A 21,190-nucleotide genomic window follows, 5' to 3' on the forward strand; every position below is an offset into this window, starting at 1 on the left:
CGTGAGCAGCTAGTGGAGCGGACGGCGTTTGAGTCGTCGGTGCCAGGCGCACAAGCAGACGATACGGGAACACATGAGCCAATTAACCATCATCCTCTGGATACTCAACGTCATCGTTGATACGTCCGGCCAGTTGGCGTTCAAAGCCGCAGCCTCCGCCAGCGCCGAGCATGACGGCATGGCCCACTGGCGCCATATGCTCAAGCGTCCGTGGATCTGGCAGGGCATCATCTGCTATGTGTTCGAATTCGTGCTGTGGCTGGCCTTCCTGACACTGGTGCCGTTGTCGGTCGGGGTGATGCTGGGCTCCATCAATATTGTCGTGATCATGATTGCCGGGCGTTTCCTGTTCAAGGAAAGCCTGAGCAAATGGCGGTTGATCGGCATCATGCTGATCGCCTGTGGCGTGACCGTCGTGGGGTTCGAGTAATGAAACGGTTTTATATCCTCGGTTTTCTGTCGCTGATCATTTTCGATACCTTGGCGCAGGTCAGTTTCAAGTTCGCCTCGATTCATGCCGAACCGCTGACGATGGACGCCGCCTGGTTGATCCGCGTGTTCGGTGCGCCATGGATCTACGGCGCATTCGTGGGCTACATCGGCGCGTTTTTCACCTGGATGACGCTGTTGAAATACGCCCCGGTGGGCCCGGCGTTTGCGGCGTCACACCTGGAGCTGATCAGCGTGACGCTGATCTCCGTCTGGCTGTTCAACGACACCCTTACCCTGCCCAAAATCGTCGGTGGCGCGCTGATTATCGCGGGCATACTGTGCCTGGCGCGCAGCGAAGACAAAGAAAGCAAGACCGTCGAGGCCGAACCCTCGCAGACGCTGGCGTCATGACGCCCGTTGTCAGCCAGCGGGAGATTCCGCCAACGGCGGGGCTTCCCCTGCGCTGGCAGGACTTGTTCAACCGCTCGGGCGACCTGGCCCGCGACCTGGCCCGACAGCTCGACATCCCGCTGCCGGCCCTGCCCTGCTCCGGCACCGCCGCGCTGATCATGACGCTGCGGGTGTTGCAGCAGCGCACGCCGGGGCGCACCGAGCTTATCGTGCCGGCCTATACCTGCCCGCTGGTGGCCCTGGCGGCCCATCACTGCCCGCCTTTGCGCGTGGTGGCGTGCGATCTGCAGCCCGGCAGCATCGACCTGGACGAACACCAGCTGGCGCAGCTGTGCAACCAAAACACCTTGGCGATCGTCGTCACTCACCTGGCCGGGCGTGTGGCGGATGTGGAGGCTGCCAAGCGCATTGCCGAGCCACTCGGCATTGCGGTGATCGAAGACGCCGCCCAAGCCATGGGCGCACTGGATGATGGAAAAAGCGTCGGACTGAAAGGCGACATCGGCTTTTTCAGCATGGCGCTGGGCAAAGGCCTGACGACGGCTGAAGGCGGTGTGTTGTTCAGCCGGGATCCGGCGCTGCATCAGGCGTTGCACCAGCAATGCCGGCAGGACTTGCCCTTCAGCCTGCGCTGGGAAGTGCAACGCAGCGCCGAGCTGTGGGGCTATGCCGCGGCGTATCAGCCCCGCGGGCTGAAGTACGTGTACGGCAAACCGCTGCGGGCGGCGCTGGCGCGGGGCGATGAAGTGGCGGCGGTGGGCGATGATTTTTCCGTCAACGATATTCCGTTGCACCGGTTGGGCGGCTATCGCCAGAAGGTCGGCGCCGCAGCCCTGGCACGCTTGCCCGAGCATTTGCAGCAAGGCCGCCTGCGGGCCTTGCGTCGCGTGGCGCAGCTGAGCAGCTTGCCCGGCGTGTCGGTGTTGACCGACAGCCCGGGCCAGCAAGGCACCTGGCCGTTCCTGATGGTGGTGATGCCCAGCGCACAAACCCGCGATACCGCGATGGCGCAGCTGTGGACGGCAGGCCTGGGCGTGACCCGCCTGTTCATCCACGTATTGCCGGGCTACCCGGCACTCACCCCGCTGTTACAGCAAGGCGCCGATATCCCCCGCGCGCAAAGCTTCGCCGCCCAGACACTGTCGATCAGCAATAGCCACTGGTTGACGGACGAGCTGTTCGAGCAAGTGCTGGATCATCTGCGGCGGATTCTTAAACGCTAGGCCCAGCTTTGATCGATACGGGTCAACAAGCGCGCATTCAGCTCATTCTGCTGCTGTTGCCAGATCACCACCTGGTTCTCCGGCAGCTCTTCCTGGCCATCCGACGCACTCAGCCAGCGCTTGAACTTGCTCTGGTAGTGGTAGGCGGACACGTCGCCGGTAATGTCCGCGCCAATAATGCTGCCGTGGCAGGCATCGATCAGCGCATTCAAATGCTTCTCCAGAAACTCGCCCTGGTCCCAGTTGGTATTCACCACCTGCGGGCTCAGCACGTCTTTGTCGATGGAGAGATACACCGGCAGCGAAGGGTCGAGCTGCGCCAGGAACGCGCTCATCAACTCGTCCGCGCTGGTGAATGCACGATTGCTGCGGCCTGCGCCGATCCAGTTCAACCAGCGGGTATCGACGTTGGTGTTCCAGTAGGTCAGCTTGCGTTTCACCAGCGGCGACCAGTGATTCTCCCAGGCGTGCTTAAGGGAAATGTCCGGCGAGCCAATGCCCAGCACGTGAACGTGCTCGACCTGCGGCAGGCGGCTGGCCCAGTAGACCCAGGACCCACAATGGATACCAAACGGATAACGCATGTTGTCCGGGTGGTTATCGCAAATGATCAGCTGGATCTTTTGCTGGGTGGGAAGACGGTTCAACAACAGCTGGCTGAGGTGGTGATAATCACCGCTGCCGGTAAACACACAGCCGTAATCGCTGGGCATCTGCGCGTGCAGGGCGCTCTCCAGCTCCTTGAACTGCGCCCAGCGGCAGCCGAAACGGATTTTCTCCTGCCAGGCTTGCAACGGCAGGGTAAGGGCGCCGGGAATGTTATTCACGGCCCCGTCAAAATCGAGGATCAATGCGGGACGGGCCTGGCTCATGCGGTTTGCTCCTGCTGCCACTGGGTATCGCTTTCAAAATGGTGCCGGAAACGGTTCATCACTTTGCGCAGCAGCGGGTTCCTCACCCACACCAGATGGCGGGTAAACGTGAACTTGGCGCCGAGGCTGGATTTGACCTGCGGATCGGTCCACCCCGCGACATAAAACTGCAGGCCCTTTTCCAGGGCGAACTCCAGGTTCACAAACCAGCTGACGAAGTACAGGTTGTGCTCCAGCGCCAGCGGGTAGTTCAGGCCGATGTACTTGTCGAGCAACTTGCCGTCTTGCTGGTAGCACAGGTTATAGCCAACCAGTTCGTCCTCGTCCCAGTAGCAGAACACATGCCCGCCGCTGTCGGCATCGGTGAGCAACTGGATGAAGAATTCGGGCGTGAGCAAGTCGAAGTGGATTTCGCTCTGTGCGTACACCGCCTTGTACAGCCGATACAGTTCCTGCTGCCATTGCTCATCGCTGAAGCGGGCATCGCCGGTGTCCAGGATCTCGATGCGCAGCTCATCACGGCTGCGTAGCTTGCGGCGGATATTGCGGCGACGGCTGTGGGACAACCGCGACAGATACTCATCGGTCGAGCTGAAGTCGATCGGTACATAGGCCAGCGCCTGGCCCTCTACATTGATGAATCCGCGCTGGGTGCAGGCCTCGATCAACGCGTGTGCGTAGCGATTGTCCTCAACGCTGAGCAGCGGAGAATCCAGCGGCACATCCTTGACGATGGTGAGTTTGCGTTGCGGTGCACATTGCTCTTGCAGCCATTGCGCCATGTCCTGTGGCGCTACGTTCAGCGGGAACGGGGAATATTCGCTGACCGTGGTGCCGATAAAACAGGTGTCGATATGCAGCCATGACTGCCACAAACGGTACCCCGGCCAACTGCGCAGGCGGCTACGCAGCTCATCGTCGGCGGTGGTCTGCAGGTCGAACCGGGTAAAAAAGTACGGCAGTCCCTGTGCTGACAGCTGGGCAGTGAAACCCACCGGCGGGTATCGCAAAAAATTGCTGATCAGCGATGGCGTTTCCATGCAGCAGGCATAAGGCACCTGTGCACGGCTGGGATCTGTCATAAATTGCATTCCGAAAGTGATAGCAAAGGCGCGCCCGGATGACGGGGTGAATCATCGCGCCGCTGGTTTCATGTAACAGAGTAAACATAATACTCCGCCTACCCGCGGCCCACTTCAGAACCCCCACTTCATGCAGCTCAGGTTCAGGGAGCACGAACCCGAGAGCATTTTCCGCAGCGCTCGCCAAACCCACTAAACTGCCCGAATCTTCACGGTGACCGACTAATAAGGGACAACCCATGAAACGCATCCTGACCGCGCTGGCCATCCTGCTCGTAGCCCTTATGGTTGGCGCCGGCTGGTACGTGTACAGCAAGCAGCCGACCCGCCAGGGCACGGTGGAGCTGGCCCATCTGCAAGGTTCGGTCACGGTGCGCTACGACGACCGAGGCGTGCCGCATATCCGCGCCGAGAACGAGACCGACCTGTACCGTGCCCTCGGCTACGTGCATGCCCAGGACCGGTTGTTCCAGATGGAAATCATGCGGCGCCTGTCCCGTGGCGAGCTGGCCGAGGTGCTGGGACCCAAGCTGCTGGAGACCGACAAGCTATTTCGCAGCCTGCGCATTCGCGAGCGCGCCTTGAGCTACGTCGAGCACATGGACCATGAGTCTGCGTCCTGGAAGGCCCTGCAAGCCTACCTGGACGGGGTCAACCAGTATCAGGACAGCCACGCCAAACCCATGGAGTTCGACGTACTGGGCATCCCCAAGCGCCCGTTCACCGCCGAGGACACCATCAGCGTCGCCGGCTACCTGGCCTACAGCTTTGCCGCAGCCTTTCGCACCGAACCCTTGCTGACCTACGTACGCGATCAGTTGGGCAACGACTACCTGAAGGTCTTCGACCTCGACTGGCAGCCCAAGGGCGCGCTGAACCTGGCGGCCGGTGACTGGAAAGACCTCGGCGCCATTGCCCAGTTGAGCGAACAGGCCATGGCCGACAACGGCCTGCCGCAGTTCGAAGGCAGCAACGCCTGGGCCATCAGCGGCAGCCGCACCAAGAGCGGCAAGCCGTTGCTGGCGGGTGACCCGCATATCCGTTTCTCGGTGCCGTCGGTGTGGTACGAGGCGCAGCTGTCGGCGCCGGGCTTCGAGCTTTACGGCTATCACAACGCGCTGGTGCCGGTGGCGTTCCTGGGCCACAACAAGGATTTCGGCTGGAGCCTGACCATGTTCCAGAACGATGACCTCGACCTGATCGCCGAGAAGGTCAACCCGGACAACCCCAACCAGGTCTGGTACCACGACAAGTGGGTGGACATGACCAGCAGCGAGCAACAGATCGCGGTCAAGGGCCAGGACCCGGTAACCCTGACCCTGCGCACCTCGCCCCACGGTCCGATCATCAACGACGTGCTCGGCGAGAATGCCGGCAAGACGCCGATTGCCATGTGGTGGGCATTCCTGGATACCGAAAATCCGATCCTCGACGGTTTCTATCAGCTCAACCGTGCCGATACCCTCGCCAAAGCGCGTGCGGCGGCGGCCAAGGTCCAGGCGCCTGGCTTGAACATCGTATGGGCCAATGCCAAGGGCGATATCGGCTGGTGGGCGGCGGCGCAATTGCCGATCCGCCCGGACGGGGTCAACCCGGGCTTTATCCTCGACGGCAGTACCGCCCAGGCGGACAAGCTCGGTTTCTACCCATTCAGCGCCAACCCCCAGGAAGAAAACCCGGCCCGCGGATATGTGGTGTCCGCCAATGCCCAGCCGGCGTCACCCACCGGCATGCCGATCCCCGGGTATTACAACCTGGCGGACCGTGGCCAGCAGTTGAACGCGCAACTGAGCGACAACAGCGTGAAATGGGACGTGGAAAACAGCCAGGCCTTGCAGCTCGGCACCACCACCGCCTACGGCCCACGGCTGCTGGCACCGCTGCTGCCGGTGCTGCGTGAGGTGGTCAAGGACCCGGCGCAGTTGAAGCTGGTGGAGCAACTGGCAGCCTGGAAAGGCGATTACCCGCTGGACTCCACCAGTGCCACGCTGTTCAACCAGTTCCTGTTCAACCTCACTGACGCGGCGTTCCACCCGAAACTGGGCGATGGGATGTTCAAGACCTTGCTCACCACTCGGGTAGTGGACGCAGCCTTGCCGCGCCTGGCCGCTTCAGCGGATTCGCCGTGGTGGGATGGCCACCGCGCCGAGACCGTCAAGCTTGCCTGGGACAACAGCCTGCAACACCTCAAGGCGACCTTTGGTGAGGATCCATCGCAGTGGCAATGGGGCAAGGCCCACACCCTGACCCACGGCCATCCACTGGGCTCGCAGAAGCCGTTGGACAAGATCGTCAACGTAGGCCCGTTTGCCGCTCCCGGCAGCCATGAAGTGCCCAACAACCAATCCGCACAGATCGGCCCGGCGCCGTGGCCGGTGACGTACGGGCCGTCGACCCGACGCCTGATTGATTTCGCCGATGCCGCACATGGGCTGACCATCAACCCGGTCGGGCAGAGTGGTGTGCCGTTCGACAAGCACTATTCCGATCAGGCGGAGACGTACATCGAAGGCGGGTATGAGCAGGCGCATTTCAATGATGAGGAAGTGACGGCGAATACTCGTAGTACGCTCAAGCTGTTGCCGGCCCGGACACCGCAATAACTGAAGAAACAAAAAACCAATGTGGGAGCGGGCTTGCTCGCGAATGCGGTGGATCAGTCAATACATCTGGTGACTGACACTCCGCATTCGCGAGCAAGCCCGCTCCCACATTTTGATCTGCGTTGTTGCGTCTACCGTGCTCGCAGCCGCCCCGGCGCCTCACCGTAGGTTTCCTTGAATTTCTTGCTGAACGCCGCCTGGGATTGATACCCCGCCCGAGCGGCAATATCCGTCAGGCTCAGCCGCGACTGATGCAGCAGGTTGAACGCCAGCTCCATGCGCAACTGCGTCAGCAACACCCACGGCGACACGCCCGCCACTTTGACAAACCCACGCATGAAGGTCGCCCGGGACATCGACGCGGCGCTGGCCAGGCTGTCGATGGTCCACTCATGCCCAGGATCCGCCAGCATCGCCTGCCAGGCCTTGCCCAGGCGTTTGTCGGTCAACAAGGCAAAGGTGCCCGCCACCGGCGCTTGCTGCGTCAGCCATGCCCGCAGGATCAGGGTGAACAACGCCGACGACAGCGCATCAATGAAAAACCGCGCCCCCAGCCGCTGCCCGTCCGCCTCGCTGCGCAGCAGTGCGATCAATGCCGCCAACTGTCCATCGGCCTGCCACTGCCGGCTGGACACCACCAGGTAGTCCGGCAACGCACTGAACAGCAACGACTGGCGGTTGTAGCGAAAGCTGCCGCAGAGCATGTCCACGTCCGGCTGCTCACCGCCCAGGCGATGGATCGGCAGCAAGCCGCCTTCGATCACGGTCTGCGCCACCGGCTTTACCCGCGCGCCCTGGCTGCGCACCAGGTGCGTCGCGCCACCGGGCATCAACAGGATGTCGCCCTCCTCCAACGTCACCTGCTGCCCGCCGGACAATTCGGCGCGGCAGGTGCCCGCCAGCACAATGTGGTACGGCGCCACGCCCAGCGGCTCGGGCTCGTGGTCCATGGCCCAGGCGCCCTGGAACTGGCAACGCAGGTCCAGGCTGCCCCGCAGGTTGGCCAACGCGATGAGGGTGTCGATGGAGTTCATTTGCGAGCATCGGTCAAAAAGGTGAGTGGATCGAACAAAAGCGCCAAACCTGAACCGCGCACACTGGCTTCACACCCAACCCGTTCAGGAGTTAACACGATGTTCAATAACTGGTCAGACTTGCTGCCTACCGTGAAGAAAGCCTTTGGCACGCTGGGCAAGAGCAACCCGAAGATGGTCAAAGCCTACATGGCGCTGGGGGAAGCTGCCGAGGAAAACAACGTCCTGGATGCCAAGACCCGTGAGCTGATTTCCATCGCCGTGGCCATCACCACCCGCTGTGACGGCTGCATCGGCGTGCATGCCGACGCGGCGATCAAGGCCGGCGCCACCCGCGAAGAAGTGGCCGCGACCCTGGCCACCGCGATCTCGCTGAATGCCGGCGCGGCGTATATCTACTCGCTGCGCGCCCTGGAAGCCTATGACACGCTCAAACCGGCGCAGCAAAATTAAGCCGGAATTGTTGCGGCGTCACGCCCAGCCGGCGATTGAACACACTGCGCATGTGCTGGGCGTCGCGAAAGCCGCATTGATACGCCACGGTCTTGAGCGGTGCGTGGGTGCTTTCGAGCATTACCCGCGCCGCATCCACCCGCGCCCGCTCGACGAACTCCGCCGGAGTGATCTGCGCTTCCCGGGCAAATACCCGCGAGAAGTTGCGCGCGCTCATGTTGGCGGCTTTGGCCAGGTCGGCGATGGTCAGGTCGCCCGTCAGGTTGGCCAATACATACAGCTGCACCAGCGCCACCGCCGAGGTGGCTTCGGCGTGGGGTGTCAGAAACGGGCTGAACTGCGACTGTCCGCCTGAACGCTGGGTGAACACCACCAGGCGCTTGGCCACGCTGAGGGCGACTTCCGGGCCGTGGTCCTGGGCCAGCAGGTACAGCGACAGGTCGATGCCCGCCGTCACCCCGGCCGAGGTGTAGAGGTTGCCGTCCTGCACATAGAGGCGGTCGGCTTCGACCTGGGCCGATGGGCATAAGGCGGCCAGGTCGGCGGCATCGCCCCAGTGGGTGGTGACGGTGCGCCCGTCCAGCAACCCGGCGCGGGCGAGCATGAAGGCGCCGTTGCAGATGGAGCCGAAACGTTTGGCTCGCGCGCTGGCGTCACGCAGCCATTGATTGAACACCGGGCCGAAATCCTCGAAGGGCAGCTGCGGCCCGCCGGCCATCAACAGCAAGTCGTAAGGCTCGAGGGCCTCGCTGAAATGCCGGTGTGCCTGCAACGACAAGCCGTTGGAACAGGCCATGTTGCCGTGCCCCAGGCCAATCACCTCCAGCTGGTAATGCGCCTCGGGCGGCAGAAAACGGTTGGCCTCGCAGAACACATCCAGGGGCCCGGTCACGTCCAGTGACTGGACGCCGGGGAAGATCAGGATGGCGACGGTTTTGCCCATGAGCAGGAACACCTTTTTCTAACTGAATAAACACAACCCTTGTAGGAGCTGGCTTGCCGGCGATGCAGACACCTCGGTGTAGCAGGTATACCGAGGTGATGCTATCGCAGGCAAGCCAGCTCCTACATTTGATCGCGCATAGCCTTGGCGCGATATCGCGGCACATTGGCCGGGATCGCATCCTCGCCGCGATGGCCCCTTCGCGGGCGCGCGACCAGACTGGACTCATCGGCGCCACCCGGCGCTTTCTTGAGGAGAACGACCATGAGCACCACCATCGCCGGCATCAAGATCCCGGACAGCGCCCTGGCCAAGGCCACCACCGAATACATCCGCGACATCGAATCCGACCTGCTCTACCACCACTCCCGCCGGGTGTTCCTGTTCGGCGCATTGAGCGGCGAGCGCCAGCAGTTGGCCTACAACCCGGAGTTGCTGTACGTCGGCGCGATGTTCCACGACCTGGGCCTGGTGGAAGGTCACCGCAGTGACGACGAACGCTTTGAAGTGGACGGCGCCAACGCGGCGGCGGACTTTCTCAAGCCTTACGGGTTGAGCGATGACGACATCGAACAGGTGTGGTTGTCCATCGCCCTGCACACCACACCGGGGGTGCCCAAGCACTTGCGTCCAACCGTGGCGCTGGTGACGGCGGGCGTGGAAATGGACGTACTGGGAATGGAGTACGCGGCGTTTACCAGCGTGCAGCGCGAAGCGGTGGTGCATGCGCATCCACGGGGTGAAGGGTTCAAGGAGTGCATCATCTGCGCGTTTGCCGACGGCCTGCGCCATCGCCCGCAGACCACGTTTGGCAACGTGAAGACCGATGTGCTGGTGGATCAGGAGCCGGGGTTCAAGCCGATGAACTTCGTCGAGGTGATTCGCAAGTCGCCTTGGACTGCTTAACCCGAATTGGAATGCAATCAAAATGTGGGAGCGGGCTTGCTCGCGAAGGCAGTGGATCAGTCAATACATCCGGTGACTGACACTGCGCTTTCGCGAGCAAGCCCGCTCCCACATTTTTGATCCGGTTTCTTCAGGGCTACCTGATTAGACCGGTGCTGGAGCCCGACGCGAATCCGCCGGCTTCTCCCAACCATCCGCAGCCGCTTCTTCAATCGCCTGCTGGATCGCTTTCTTGCGATGCTCTTCGGCACGGCGGCTGAAGAACCACACCAGGAAGGTCACGATCGACACCGCCAACAGAATCAGGCTGGCCACGGCGTTGATCTCGGGTTTAACCCCCAGGCGAACCGCCGAGAATACTTCCATCGGCAACGTGGTCGAACCCGGCCCCGACACGAAGCTGGCCAACACCAGGTCATCCAGCGACAGCGCGAACGACATCATGCCGCCCGCCGCCAGCGACGGCGCGATCATCGGGATGGTGATCAGGAAGAACACCTTCCACGGCCGCGCACCCAGGTCCATGGCTGCCTCTTCAATCGACAGGTCCAGCTCACGCAAGCGCGCCGACACCACCACCGCCACATACGCCGAACAGAACGTGGTGTGGGCGATCCAGATGGTCACCAGGCCACGTTCCTGCGGCCAGCCGATCATCTGCGCCATGGCCACGAACAGCAGCAACAGCGACAGGCCGGTGATCACTTCCGGCATCACCAGCGGCGCCGTCACCAGGCCGCCGAACAGCGTGCGGCCCTTGAACTGGCTGATGCGCGTCAGCACGAACGCCGCCAATGTACCGAGTGCCACCGCCGCAATCGCGGTGTAGCAGGCGATTTCCAGGGAGCGACCGACCGAGCCCATCAACTGGGTGTTGTCCAACAGGCCGACGTACCACTTGATCGACCAACCGCCCCACACCGTCACCAGTTTGGATTCGTTGAACGAGTAGATCACCAGGATCAGCATCGGCAGGTAGATGAACAGCAACCCCGCCACCAGCATGAAGCTTGAGAAACTGACGCGCTTCATATCTTGCCCTCCATCTCTTTGGCTTGGCTGCGGTTGAACAGGATGATCGGCACGATCAGGATCGCCAGCATCACCACCGCCAGGGCAGACGCCACCGGCCAGTCACGGTTGTTGAAGAATTCTTGCCACAACACTTTACCGATCATCAGGGTTTCCGGACCGCCCAGCAGTTCCGGGATCACGAACTCGCCCACCACCGGGATAAACACCAGCATGCAGCCGGCGATGATGCCGTTCTTGGACAGCGGCACGGTGATTTTCCAGAAGCTGTTGAAGGTGCTCGAACCCAGGTCCGACGCGGCTTCCAGCAGGCTCTGGTCGTGCTTCACCAGGTTGGCGTACAGCGGCAGGATCATGAACGGCAGGTACGAATAGACCACGCCGATATACACCGCAATGTTGGTGTTGAGAATCTGCAGCGGTTCGTTGATCAACCCGATGGACACCAGGAAGCCGTTGAGCAACCCGTTGTTGCTGAGGATGCCCATCCACGCATAGACCCGGATCAGGATCGCAGTCCAGGTCGGCATCATGATCAGCAGCACCAGCACGGTCTGGATTTCCTTGCGTGCGCTGGCAATGGCGTAGGCCATCGGGTAGCCGATCAGCAGGCAGAGGATGGTGCTGAAAAACGCCATCTTCAGCGAGCCCAGGTACGCCGCGATGTACAACTCGTCATCGCCCAGCATCCCGTAGTTGGCCAGGTTCAGCACCAACTGCAGTTTCTGTTCAACGAAGGTGTAGATCTCGGTGTAAGGCGGGATCGCCACGTCGGCTTCGGCAAAGCTGATCTTCAAGACGATGAAGAACGGCAGCATGAAGAACAGGAACAACCAGAGGAAAGGGATCCCGATGACCACATGCCGGCCACCGGGGGTTATTCGTTGCAGCTGGCGTTTGAACTTCTTCATGTTCATGAGCGAAGTACCACGCCGCTGTCGTCTTCCCACCACACGTACACCTGGTCGCCCCAGGTAGGGCGCTGGCCACGGCGTTCGGCATTGGCCACGAAGGATTGCACCAGCTTGCCGCTCGGCAATTCGACGTAGAACACCGAATGGCCGCCGAGGTAGGCGATGTCGTGCACCTTGCCGCTGGACCAGTTGTGCTCGCAGGTCGGCATTTCGGTGGTCACCAGCAGCTTTTCAGGGCGGATGGCGTAGGTCACCGACTTGTCTTCCACCGAAGTGGCGATGCCGTAGCCGACGTAGATATCGCGGTCCAGGTCCGGGCACTTGAGTACCGCGTGGCCTTCGGCGTCGTCCACCACCTGGGTGTCGAAGATGTTGACGTTGCCGATGAACTCGCACACCAGGCGGCTGGTCGGCGTTTCATAGATGTCGATCGGGCTGCCGATCTGGGCGATCCAGCCCAGGTGCATGATCGCGATGCGCTCGGCCATGGTCATGGCCTCTTCCTGGTCGTGGGTCACCATCACACAGGTCACGCCCACGCGCTCGATGATCTCCACCAGCTCCAGTTGCATCTGCGAACGCAGCTTCTTGTCGAGTGCGCCCATCGGCTCATCGAGCAGCAGCAGTTTCGGACGCTTGGCCAGGGAACGCGCCAGCGCCACCCGCTGACGCTGGCCGCCAGACAGCTGGTGCGGCTTGCGCTTGGCGTACTGGCTCATCTGCACCAGCTTGAGCATCTCGGCCACACGGGCGTCGACCTCGGCCTTGGGGATCTTGTCCTGCTGCAGGCCAAACGCGATGTTCTGGGCCACGGTCATGTGGGGGAACAAGGCGTAGGACTGGAACATCATGTTGATCGGCCGCTCGTACGGCGGCATGTCGGTGATGTCCACACCGTCGAGGTAAATGCGTCCTTCCGTTGGGCGCTCGAAGCCTGCGAGCATGCGCAGCAAGGTGGATTTGCCCGAACCCGATCCGCCGAGCAAGGCGAAGATTTCGCCTTTCTTGATTTCCAGGGACACATCGTCCACCGCAATCGTCTCGTCGAACTTCTTCGTGACCCGGTCGATTTTGACCAGCACCTTTTTCGGTGTCTGGTCGCCCTCGAGGGCTTTCTTATAGGCGCCGGAGGCAACTGCCATTTACGAAACTCCCAGAATAAAAAGAGTGCAGCTCGCCCAATACGGGCCAGCCTTGGATAGTTTGAGCGTTAAGCCTTACTTGCCCGTCTTGACCTTGGTCCAGCTACGGGTCATCAAACGTTGCACTTTCGGGGGTAGCTCGAAGTTGACAAAAGTCCGGTCGAGAACCGCCTGCGGTGGGTAAACCGCTTCGTCGGTGCGTATCGATTGCTCCATCAGTTTGTCCGCCCCTGGGTTAGGGTTGGCGTAACCGACGTAATCACTGACCTGAGCGATCACTTCAGGTTTCAGCAAATAGTTGATGAAGGCGAGGGCCTCTTTGACGTTGGTGGCATCCTTGGGGATGGCCAGCACGTCAAACCACAGGTTGCCGCCTTCTTTCGGAATCACGTAGGCGATGTTCACGCCTTTGCCCGCCTCGGCTGCACGAGCCTTGGCCTGGAACACATCACCGGAGAAGCCGGCCGCCACGCAGATGTTGCCGTTGGCCAGGTCCGAGATGTATTTGGAAGAATGGAAGTAGGTCACATAGGGACGCACTTTCAGGAGTTTCTCTTCAGCCTTCTTGTAGTCTTCAGGGTTGGTGCTGTTGGGGTTGAGGCCCATGTAGTTGAGCACCGCCGGCAGCATTTCATCCGCCGAGTCCATGAACGACACACCGCACGTGGCCAGCTTCTTCATGTTTTCCGGCTCGAACAGCACGGCCCAGGAGTCGATCTTGTCGACGCCCAGCACTTCCTTGACCTTGTCGACGTTGTAGCCAATGCCGTTGGTGCCCCACAGATACGGCACGGCGTACTGGTTGCCCGGGTCGTTCTTTTCCAGACGCTTGAGCAGCGCCGGGTCGAGGTTGGCGTAGTGGGTCAGTTGCGACTTGTCGAGCTTCTGGAACGCCCCGGCCTTGATCTGCTTGCCGAGGAAGTGGTTCGACGGCACGACCACGTCATACCCGGTACGCCCGGCGAGCAACTTGCCTTCCAGGGTTTCGTTGGAATCAAACACGTCGTAGACCGGCTTGATGCCGGTGGCCTTTTCAAAGTTGGCCAGGGTGTCCGGGCCGATGTAGTCCGACCAGTTATAAATATGCACAGTCGGCGCGGCCTGCACGCTGACAGCCAGCGTGATACCTGCACCCACCAGCAAGGCTTTGCGAAATAAAGAAATTGGCAAGTGGAGGTCCTCTTAAATAGTTGGGCCCGAAGTTGTTGCCCGGCAACAAAACCGGCGCGCAACTTACCCTCGATAAACCGATCCGGCAAAACTTTCTGTCATTTAATTGTTTCGCTAACCACCGCGCGCATCGCGGCAGTTAGCAAAACAGGTATCAAAGCGGCTTTACTTGCCCGATTTGATTTTGGTCCAGCTGCGGGTCATTTCCCGCTGAGTAGCAGCCGGCAAGTCAGCAATGGCATACAGCTTGGCTTGCACGTCCGCTGGCGGATAAATGCCTGGGTCGCTGGTGATGTCTTTGTCGACCAACACGGTAGCTTTCTCGTTACCGTTCGGGAAACGTACGCTGTTGGTAATGCCCGCCATGACTTCCGGCTTCAGCAGGTAGTTCATGAACTTGTAGGCAGCGTCGACGTTCTCGGCATCTTTAGGGATGGCGACCATGTCATAGAAGCTGCCGGCACCTTCTTTCGGAATGTCATAGGCAACCTTGACCTTGCCACCGGCTTCAGCCGCGCGGGACTTGGCCTGTTGCACGTCACCCGAATAACCCACGGCTACGCAGATGTTGCCGTTGGCCAGGTCGGAAATGTACTTGGACGAGTGGAAGTAGCCGATCGAAGGACGCAGCTTGAGGAACAGGGCCTCGGCTTGCTTGAGGTCTTCCTTCTTCTGGGTGTCGGTCGGCAGGCCCAGGTAATGCAGTGCCACTGGCAGCATTTCGGTTGGCGAATCGAGGAAGCTCACACCGCAGCCTTTGAGCTTGGCGAGGTTTTCCGGCTTGAGGATGGTGTCCCACGAGTCGATCTTGTCGATGCCCAGTGCGGCCTTGACCTTCTCCGGGTTGTAGCCGATGCCGATCGAGCCCCACATGTACGGGAAGGCGTGCTTGTTGTCCGGGTCGCTGATGGACACGGCTTTAAGCAGGGACTTGTTCAGGTTGTCATAGTTCGACAGCTTGGACTTGTCCAGTTCCTGGTAAACACCGGCCTTGATCTGCTTGGCGAGGAAGTTGTTCGACGGCACGACAATGTCGTAGCCGGACTTGCCTGCCAACAACTTGGCTTCCAGGGTTTCGTTGGAGTCGAACACGTCATAGACCACCTTGATCCCGGACTCTTTTTCAAAGTTCGCGATGGTGTCCGGTGCGATGTAGTCGGACCAGTTATAAACGTGCAGCACTTTATCGTCGGCGTGTGCCGCGCCTGCCATGGCCCCCATCAGGGACAAGGCCAGGAGGGTCTTGCCAGCGTTCTTCAAACCTAATGCCTTCATTCGGTCATGCTCCAATTTTTTCTTTTTTGGGCCACGTTCGTTCTTTAATTACAACGTGTTTCGCAGCCCGTCTAAGGGCGACAAAACAGGGCGACAGTCTGGCAAGTTCAGGGGCCGGCTTTCAACCAATGCCCCGCTTTTCTAACACCCCAGAAGCAGCGCCCGACAGGCGCTGCGTTCTGAGCCTAGCATTTAGCCCTGCAATGCCGCCAAAGTCAGGTCCAGGCAGTGCCGCGCCTTGGTCACCAACTCGTCTATCTCGGCCTTGCTGATCACCAGCGGTGGCGAAATGATCATGGTGTCGCCGACGGCGCGCATGATCAGGCCATTCTCGAAGCAGAACGTGCGGCAGATCATGCCAACACCACGGCCTTCATAACGCTTGCGCGTTGCCTTGTCCTGAACCAGTTCGATGGCACCGAGCATGCCCACACCGCGAACTTCACCCACCAGCGGGTGATCAGCCAGTTCCCTCAAACGCTTTTGCAAATAGGGTGCCGTTTCGTCGTGCACGTGCTTAACAATTTGTTCATCGCGCATGATGCGGATGTTTTCCAGGGCTACCGCTGCCGCCACCGGGTGACCGGAATAGGTGAAGCCGTGGTTGAAATCACCGCCTTCGTTCAGCACGGCGACCACTTCGTCGCGCACGATCAGGCCGCCCATCGGGATGTAGCCGGAGGTCAGGCCCTTGGCGATGGTCATCATGTCGGGCTTGAGGCCGTAGAAATCGCTACCGAACCACTCACCGGTGCGGCCAAACCCACAGATCACTTCGTCAGCCACGAACAGGATGTCGTACTTGGCGAGGATTTCCTTGATGCGCGGCCAGTAGCTGTCTGGCGGCACGATCACGCCACCGGCACCCTGGATCGGCTCGGCAATAAAGGCACCGACGTTGTCCACGCCCAGTTCCAGGATCTTCTCTTCCAGCTGGTTGGCCGCCCACACGCCGAATTCTTCCGGGCTCATGTCGCCGCCTTCGCCGAACCAGTAAGGCTGGGCGATGTGGACGATGCCCGGGATCGGCAAGTCGCCTTGTTCATGCATATAAGTCATGCCGCCCAGGCTGGCGCCGGCCACGGTTGAACCGTGGTAGCCATTCTTGCGGCTGATGATGGTTTTCTTGTTCGGCTGGCCTTTGATCGCCCAGTAGTGGCGGACCATACGCAGCATGGTGTCGTTGCCTTCGGAGCCGGAGCCGGTGAAGAACACGTGGTTCATGCCTTGCGGGGCGATATCGGAGATGGCTTTGGCCAGTTCCAGCACCGGCGGGTGGGCGGTCTGGAAGAACAGGTTGTAGTAAGGCAGTTCTTTCATCTGCTTGGCGGCCGCATCAGCCAGTTCATCGCGACCGTAACCGATCGCCACGCACCACAGGCCGGCCATGCCGTCGAGAATCTTGTTGCCTTCGCTGTCCCACAGGTAAACGCCGTGGGCTTTGGTGATGATCCGTGGGCCTTTCTCTTTCAATTGCTTGAAGTCGCTGAACGGCGCCAGGTGGTGATCGCTGCTCAAGGCTTGCCATTCACGGGTTTGCGGGTTGTTGCTGGACATACCAATCTCCTAGATGTTTCAGGTGAGGACGCGCCGTTTGAAGGGCGCGCCCGGCGCATCAGACGGCGAAGAGCAGGAATTCCCGCTCCCACGAACTGATCACGCGCTTGAAGTTTTCATGCTCGGCCCGCTTGACCGCGACGTAGCCTGTGATGAATTTGTGACCCAGGTATTTCTCGATGGTCTTGCTGTTTTCCATGCGTTCCAGGGCGTCTTCGATGGTCAGCGGCAGGCGCAGGTTGCGGCGCTCGTAACCACGGCCCACCACCGGTGCGCTTGGGCTGATGCCTTCGACCATGCCGATGTAGCCACACAGCAAGCTGGCGGCAATCGCCAGGTACGGGTTGGCGTCGGCGCCCGGCAGGCGGTTTTCCACCCGACGGTTTTGTGGGCCGGCGTCCGGAACCCGCAGGCCAACGGTGCGGTTCTCTTCGCCCCACTCCACGTTGACCGGCGCCGAGGTGTCGGGCAGGAAGCGGCGGAACGAGTTGACGTTAGGGGCGAACAGCGGCAGCAGCTCGGGGATGAACTTCTGCAGGCCGCCGATGTGGTGCAGAAACAGCTCGCTCTTGGTCCCGTCTTCATTGGAGAACACGTTCTTGCCGGTGGCGATATCGATGATGCTCTGGTGCAGGTGCATCGCGCTGCCGGGCTCGCCGGTCATGGGCTTGGCCATGAAGGTGGCCGCCACGTCGTGCTTGAGCGCCGCTTCGCGCATGGTGCGCTTGAACACCAGGATCTGGTCGGCCAGGGACAGTGCGTCGCCGTGACGGAAGTTGATTTCCATCTGCGCCGTGCCGTCTTCGTGGATCAACGTGTCGAGGTCCAGTTCCTGCAATTCGCACCAGTCGTAGACGTCTTCGAACAACGGGTCGAATTCGTTGGCCGCTTCTATAGAGAAGGACTGGCGGCCAGTCTCCGGGCGACCGGAGCGGCCAATCGGCGGTTGCAGCGGGAAGTCCGGGTCTTCGCAGCGTTTGGTCAGGTAGAACTCCATCTCCGGCGCCACGATGGGCTGCCAGCCCTTGTCGGCGTAGAGCTTGAGGACTTTCTTGAGCACGTTGCGCGGCGACAGCTCGATCGGGTTGCCTTGCTTGTCGTAGGTGTCGTGGATCACCTGGGCCGTAGGCTCTATGGCCCAGGGCACAAGGTACACCGCGTTCTCGTCCGGGCGGCAGATCATGTCGATGTCGGCCGGGTCGAGCAATTCGTAATAGATGTCGTCTTCGACATAGTCGCCGGTCACGGTCTGCAACAGAACGCTTTCGGGCAGGCGCATGCCTTTTTCGGCGATGAACTTGTTGGTCGGCGAGATCTTGCCCCGGGTGATGCCGGTGAGGTCGCCAATCATGCATTCGACTTCTGTGATCTTGTGGTCTTTCAACCAATCGGTGAGCTGGTCGAGGTTGTTACTCATAAATGCCTCTGGGCTGTGTTTCCTGACATCCATTAAAGGTCAGGCGTAAGTTGACGCAGCATCCGCGTCGCGTTGCATCACCCGCTTTCGACAGGCATTGCCAAATGCCTGGAAGATTGCGAGGTAGTGCGGGTTAGAGCTTACCTGCCATTCGGGGTGCCATTGCACTCCTAAAGCAAAAGCCTTGCCCGCGGGCACTGAAAAGCCTTCGATCAGGCCATCCGGCGCGGTGGCCTCGACCTGGAAACCGGCCGCCAGGCGATCAATGCCCTGTGAATGAATCGAGTTGACCTGGATCGTCGACGGCAAGCCCAGGCTTGCCAATACCCCATTCGGGGAGATGGTTACCGGATGTGCCGGGCCGTACTGGATGTCCAGCGGCTGGGTGTCGTCTTCGCGGTGATCCATCATGCCCGGCACTTCATGAACCTTCTGGTGCAGGCTGCCGCCAAACGCCACGTTCATTTCCTGGAAGCCACGGCAAATCCCCAGCACCGGAACACCGGCCGCTATGGCTGCACGCAGCAGCGGCAGGGTGGTTTGGTCCCGTGCAGAATCATGAGCAGTCCCGGGCGCGCTGGCCGGACCGTCGTAGTGAAAGGGTTCGATATTGGAAGGTGAGCCGGTAAATAGAATGCCGTCCAGACCGTCAAGAATATTGGCCGGGTCGAGCAGATCCGCCAGGGACGGAATAATCAACGGCAAGCCCTTGGCAGCGGTGGCCACTGCACGGACGTATTTGTCGCCACTGATGTGATAAGCATGCAGACCGACCTGTTTGGAGCAGGCGGTGACGCCGATTAACGGCAGGCGAGACATGAAGCACCCCGGTATTATTGCTGTTATGGGTTTGAATCGAGCTTAGCCTTGTTCATTTTTTTACACAACACCCCCGTAAAAAATACAACACGGCCCGCTCAAACGTGCTGGTTCCAAGAGCACCAATCCCAAAAAATCGCCCCAAAAAGCCCCAAAAAAGCCCTCACGGCGCTTTTTTAGGGCAAAAAAGGCCTCGCTTGACTTCGGCATGCCGTTCGGGTTGACTGAAACCCGAAGAGATCAATGATTGATATTTTTAACAACAAAGGTGTTGCATCATGTCGGTACCCCCGCGTGCCGTTCAGCTTAACGAAGCGAACGCGTTCCTTAAGGATCATCCTGAGGTTCTGTACGTAGACCTTCTAATTGCGGATATGAATGGTGTGGTGCGCGGCAAGCGCATCGAACGCACCAGCCTCCACAAGGTTTACGAGAAGGGCATTAACCTGCCTGCCTCTCTATTTGCCCTGGATATCAATGGCTCAACGGTGGAAAGCACCGGCCTGGGTCTGGACATCGGTGATGCTGACCGAATCTGTTATCCAATCCCCGACACCCTGTGCAATGAACCCTGGCAAAAGCGCCCAACCGCGCAACTGCTGATGACCATGCACGAACTCGAAGGTGAACCTTTCTTCGCCGATCCTCGCGAAGTACTCCGCCAAGTTGTAAGCAAATTTGACGACCTCGGTCTGACCATCTGCGCCGCATTCGAGCTGGAGTTCTACCTGATTGACCAGGAGAACGTGAATGGCCGGCCACAACCGCCCCGCTCGCCGATCTCCGGCAAACGCCCGCATTCGACACAGGTCTACCTGATCGACGACCTCGACGAATACGTCGACTGCCTCCAGGACATTCTGGAAGGTGCAAAAGAGCAAGGCATCCCTGCCGACGCCATCGTCAAGGAAAGTGCCCCGGCGCAGTTCGAAGTGAACCTGCACCACGTTGCCGACCCTATAAAGGCCTGCGACTACGCGGTACTGCTCAAGCGCTTGATCAAGAACATCGCCTACGACCATGAGATGGACACCACCTTCATGGCCAAGCCTTACCCGGGCCAGGCAGGCAACGGCTTACACGTACACATTTCGATCCTGGACAAGGACGGCAAGAACATCTTTGCCAGCGAGGATCCCGAGCAGAACGCCGCATTGCGTCACGCGATCGGCGGTGTGCTGGAGACCCTACCCGCCCAAATGGCGTTCCTGTGCCCTAACGTCAACTCCTACCGTCGTTTCGGCGCACAGTTCTACGTGCCGAACTCGCCGTGCTGGGGCCTGGATAACCGCACCGTGGCGATTCGCGTACCGACCGGCTCGTCCGACGCCGTACGTATCGAACACCGTGTGGCCGGGGCTGATGCCAACCCTTACCTGCTGATGGCTTCGGTATTGGCGGGCGTGCATCACGGCCTGACCAACAAGATCGAGCCTGGCGCACCGGTGGAAGGCAACAGCTACGAGCAGAACGAACAGAGCCTGCCGAACAACCTGCGTGATGCACTGCGCGAGTTGGACGACAGCGAGGTGATGGCCAAGTACATCGATCCTAAATACATCGATATCTTCGTCGCCTGTAAGGAAAGTGAGCTGGAGGAGTTCGAACACTCCATCTCCGACCTTGAGTACAACTGGTACCTGCATACCGTGTAAGCGGTTGCCGGGCTAAAAAGAACGCCGCAGGCCTTTGGCCTACGGCGTTTTTTTATGGCTGTTGTGGCGAGGGAGCCTGCTCCCGCCGGGCTGCGAAGCGGCCCCAATAAGAACACCGGGTTCTTTCAGGCGGAACCGAGGTGCAGGTCTTGGGCCTGCTGCGCAGTCCAGCGGGAGCAAGCTCCCTCGCCACAGGGTATGGATCATCCAGTGGCTCTGCGTACAATGCCCGCTGCCCTGTAGGAGACTT

At 60.4% G+C, this 21,190-nt stretch carries 19 protein-coding genes; 7 read left to right on the forward strand and 12 right to left on the reverse strand.

Translation table 11 applies throughout. The features are described 5' to 3' along the window. Positions 1 to 73: 73 nt before the first annotated feature. Genes C0058_RS30935 through C0058_RS30945 form a run of 3 tightly spaced genes read left to right on the forward strand, consistent with a single transcriptional unit; the run spans position 74 to position 2,066 of the window. Positions 74 to 430: an EamA family transporter gene (locus tag C0058_RS30935; protein WP_102370120.1), complete on the forward strand. Its 357-nt coding sequence runs from the start codon at positions 74 to 76 to the stop codon at positions 428 to 430. Next, positions 430 to 843 carry a multidrug efflux SMR transporter gene (locus C0058_RS30940; RefSeq protein WP_008438917.1) on the forward strand — a complete coding sequence of 138 codons (414 nt, stop codon included), beginning with the start codon at positions 430 to 432 and terminating at the stop codon, positions 841 to 843. Before C0058_RS30935 ends, C0058_RS30940 begins: the two co-directional genes overlap by 1 nt. Then, the gene (locus tag C0058_RS30945; protein WP_102370121.1) at positions 840 to 2,066 is read left to right on the forward strand and encodes a DegT/DnrJ/EryC1/StrS family aminotransferase; all 1,227 of its coding nucleotides are present in this window, start codon (positions 840 to 842) and stop codon (positions 2,064 to 2,066) included. Before C0058_RS30940 ends, C0058_RS30945 begins: the two co-directional genes overlap by 4 nt. On the opposite strand, the gene C0058_RS30950 is transcribed toward C0058_RS30945, so the two are convergent. Further along, positions 2,063 to 2,938 (reverse strand): hypothetical protein, encoded by an 876-nt coding sequence (locus C0058_RS30950; protein ID WP_003213870.1) that lies wholly within the window; start codon positions 2,936 to 2,938, stop codon positions 2,063 to 2,065. The two genes, C0058_RS30945 and C0058_RS30950, sit on opposite strands and share 4 nt — an antisense overlap. Continuing rightward, positions 2,935 to 4,020 carry a GNAT family N-acetyltransferase gene (locus C0058_RS30955; RefSeq protein ID WP_102370122.1) on the reverse strand — a complete coding sequence of 362 codons (1,086 nt, stop codon included), beginning with the start codon at positions 4,018 to 4,020 and terminating at the stop codon, positions 2,935 to 2,937. The genes C0058_RS30950 and C0058_RS30955 overlap by 4 nt, the downstream gene beginning before the upstream one ends. Positions 4,021 to 4,259: 239 nt before the next feature. On the opposite strand from C0058_RS30955, the gene C0058_RS30960 reads away from it, so the two are divergent. Then, positions 4,260 to 6,623: a penicillin acylase family protein gene (locus C0058_RS30960; protein WP_102370123.1), complete on the forward strand. Its 2,364-nt coding sequence runs from the start codon at positions 4,260 to 4,262 to the stop codon at positions 6,621 to 6,623. A 131-nt stretch (positions 6,624 to 6,754) separates the two neighbouring features. Here C0058_RS30960 and C0058_RS30965 read toward each other — a convergent pair whose 3' ends face one another. Beyond that, entirely contained in the window at positions 6,755 to 7,657 is a 903-nt protein-coding gene (locus C0058_RS30965) for an AraC family transcriptional regulator (protein ID WP_102370124.1), read from the reverse strand. Between the two features lie 99 nt (positions 7,658 to 7,756). Here C0058_RS30965 and C0058_RS30970 point away from each other — a divergent pair, with 99 nt between their 5' ends. Further along, positions 7,757 to 8,110 (forward strand): carboxymuconolactone decarboxylase family protein, encoded by a 354-nt coding sequence (locus tag C0058_RS30970; protein WP_102370125.1) that lies wholly within the window; start codon positions 7,757 to 7,759, stop codon positions 8,108 to 8,110. On the opposite strand, the gene C0058_RS30975 is transcribed toward C0058_RS30970, so the two are convergent. Then, positions 8,088 to 9,053, reverse strand: coding sequence for a GlxA family transcriptional regulator (locus C0058_RS30975; RefSeq protein ID WP_102370126.1), 966 nt, complete (start codon positions 9,051 to 9,053; stop codon positions 8,088 to 8,090). The two genes, C0058_RS30970 and C0058_RS30975, sit on opposite strands and share 23 nt — an antisense overlap. 264 nt (positions 9,054 to 9,317) lie before the next feature. Between C0058_RS30975 and C0058_RS30980 the strand changes: the two genes are divergently transcribed. Beyond that, a complete protein-coding gene (locus C0058_RS30980) occupies positions 9,318 to 9,959 on the forward strand; it encodes an HD domain-containing protein (protein WP_003213877.1) in 642 nt (213 codons plus the stop codon). 144 nt (positions 9,960 to 10,103) lie between these two features. On the opposite strand, the gene C0058_RS30990 is transcribed toward C0058_RS30980, so the two are convergent. The 8 genes from C0058_RS30990 to C0058_RS31025 form a co-directional block, all read right to left on the reverse strand. Further along, the gene (locus tag C0058_RS30990; RefSeq protein WP_008438909.1) at positions 10,104 to 10,991 is read right to left on the reverse strand and encodes an ABC transporter permease subunit; all 888 of its coding nucleotides are present in this window, start codon (positions 10,989 to 10,991) and stop codon (positions 10,104 to 10,106) included. Continuing rightward, entirely contained in the window at positions 10,988 to 11,908 is a 921-nt protein-coding gene (locus C0058_RS30995; RefSeq protein ID WP_102370127.1) for an ABC transporter permease subunit, read from the reverse strand. Before C0058_RS30995 ends, C0058_RS30990 begins: the two co-directional genes overlap by 4 nt. After that, entirely contained in the window at positions 11,905 to 13,047 is a 1,143-nt protein-coding gene (locus C0058_RS31000) for an ABC transporter ATP-binding protein (RefSeq protein ID WP_003195240.1), read from the reverse strand. Before C0058_RS31000 ends, C0058_RS30995 begins: the two co-directional genes overlap by 4 nt. A gap of 75 nt (positions 13,048 to 13,122) precedes the next feature. Continuing rightward, entirely contained in the window at positions 13,123 to 14,217 is a 1,095-nt protein-coding gene (locus tag C0058_RS31005) for a polyamine ABC transporter substrate-binding protein (protein ID WP_102370128.1), read from the reverse strand. Positions 14,218 to 14,382: 165 nt separating this feature from the next. After that, entirely contained in the window at positions 14,383 to 15,477 is a 1,095-nt protein-coding gene (locus C0058_RS31010) for a polyamine ABC transporter substrate-binding protein (RefSeq protein ID WP_102370311.1), read from the reverse strand. Positions 15,478 to 15,684: 207 nt separating this feature from the next. Then, on the reverse strand, positions 15,685 to 17,049 hold the full coding sequence (locus C0058_RS31015) for an aspartate aminotransferase family protein (RefSeq protein ID WP_003213889.1): 1,365 nt from the start codon (positions 17,047 to 17,049) through the stop codon (positions 15,685 to 15,687). A gap of 58 nt (positions 17,050 to 17,107) precedes the next feature. Continuing rightward, the gene (locus C0058_RS31020; protein ID WP_003213891.1) at positions 17,108 to 18,466 is read right to left on the reverse strand and encodes a glutamine synthetase family protein; all 1,359 of its coding nucleotides are present in this window, start codon (positions 18,464 to 18,466) and stop codon (positions 17,108 to 17,110) included. A gap of 39 nt (positions 18,467 to 18,505) precedes the next feature. Next, the gene (locus C0058_RS31025) at positions 18,506 to 19,285 is read right to left on the reverse strand and encodes a gamma-glutamyl-gamma-aminobutyrate hydrolase family protein (RefSeq protein ID WP_003213893.1); all 780 of its coding nucleotides are present in this window, start codon (positions 19,283 to 19,285) and stop codon (positions 18,506 to 18,508) included. A gap of 278 nt (positions 19,286 to 19,563) precedes the next feature. On the opposite strand from C0058_RS31025, the gene C0058_RS31030 reads away from it, so the two are divergent. Then, positions 19,564 to 20,940 (forward strand): glutamine synthetase family protein, encoded by a 1,377-nt coding sequence (locus C0058_RS31030; RefSeq protein ID WP_003213894.1) that lies wholly within the window; start codon positions 19,564 to 19,566, stop codon positions 20,938 to 20,940. Positions 20,941 to 21,190 lie beyond the last annotated feature (250 nt).

Source organism: Pseudomonas sp. NC02, from assembly GCF_002874965.1.
In the GTDB taxonomy this organism is placed as follows: domain Bacteria; phylum Pseudomonadota; class Gammaproteobacteria; order Pseudomonadales; family Pseudomonadaceae; genus Aquipseudomonas.

What these genes read in the sequence shown, in the direction of transcription:
- C0058_RS30995 (WP_102370127.1), bottom strand. Translation starts at nt 11,908, where the DNA reads ATGAACATGAAGAAGTTCAAACGCCAGCTGCAACGAATAACCCCCGGT.
- C0058_RS30980 (WP_003213877.1), top strand. Translation starts at nt 9,318, where the DNA reads ATGAGCACCACCATCGCCGGCATCAAGATCCCGGACAGCGCCCTGGCC.
- C0058_RS30935 (WP_102370120.1), top strand. Translation starts at nt 74, where the DNA reads ATGAGCCAATTAACCATCATCCTCTGGATACTCAACGTCATCGTTGAT.
- C0058_RS30945 (WP_102370121.1), top strand. Translation starts at nt 840, where the DNA reads ATGACGCCCGTTGTCAGCCAGCGGGAGATTCCGCCAACGGCGGGGCTT.
- C0058_RS31030 (WP_003213894.1), top strand. Translation starts at nt 19,564, where the DNA reads ATGTCGGTACCCCCGCGTGCCGTTCAGCTTAACGAAGCGAACGCGTTC.
- C0058_RS30975 (WP_102370126.1), bottom strand. Translation starts at nt 9,053, where the DNA reads ATGGGCAAAACCGTCGCCATCCTGATCTTCCCCGGCGTCCAGTCACTG.
- C0058_RS31015 (WP_003213889.1), bottom strand. Translation starts at nt 17,049, where the DNA reads ATGTCCAGCAACAACCCGCAAACCCGTGAATGGCAAGCCTTGAGCAGC.
- C0058_RS30955 (WP_102370122.1), bottom strand. Translation starts at nt 4,020, where the DNA reads ATGACAGATCCCAGCCGTGCACAGGTGCCTTATGCCTGCTGCATGGAA.
- C0058_RS31020 (WP_003213891.1), bottom strand. Translation starts at nt 18,466, where the DNA reads ATGAGTAACAACCTCGACCAGCTCACCGATTGGTTGAAAGACCACAAG.
- C0058_RS30950 (WP_003213870.1), bottom strand. Translation starts at nt 2,938, where the DNA reads ATGAGCCAGGCCCGTCCCGCATTGATCCTCGATTTTGACGGGGCCGTG.
- C0058_RS30960 (WP_102370123.1), top strand. Translation starts at nt 4,260, where the DNA reads ATGAAACGCATCCTGACCGCGCTGGCCATCCTGCTCGTAGCCCTTATG.
- C0058_RS30965 (WP_102370124.1), bottom strand. Translation starts at nt 7,657, where the DNA reads ATGAACTCCATCGACACCCTCATCGCGTTGGCCAACCTGCGGGGCAGC.
- C0058_RS30940 (WP_008438917.1), top strand. Translation starts at nt 430, where the DNA reads ATGAAACGGTTTTATATCCTCGGTTTTCTGTCGCTGATCATTTTCGAT.
- C0058_RS30970 (WP_102370125.1), top strand. Translation starts at nt 7,757, where the DNA reads ATGTTCAATAACTGGTCAGACTTGCTGCCTACCGTGAAGAAAGCCTTT.
- C0058_RS30990 (WP_008438909.1), bottom strand. Translation starts at nt 10,991, where the DNA reads ATGAAGCGCGTCAGTTTCTCAAGCTTCATGCTGGTGGCGGGGTTGCTG.
- C0058_RS31000 (WP_003195240.1), bottom strand. Translation starts at nt 13,047, where the DNA reads ATGGCAGTTGCCTCCGGCGCCTATAAGAAAGCCCTCGAGGGCGACCAG.
- C0058_RS31025 (WP_003213893.1), bottom strand. Translation starts at nt 19,285, where the DNA reads ATGTCTCGCCTGCCGTTAATCGGCGTCACCGCCTGCTCCAAACAGGTC.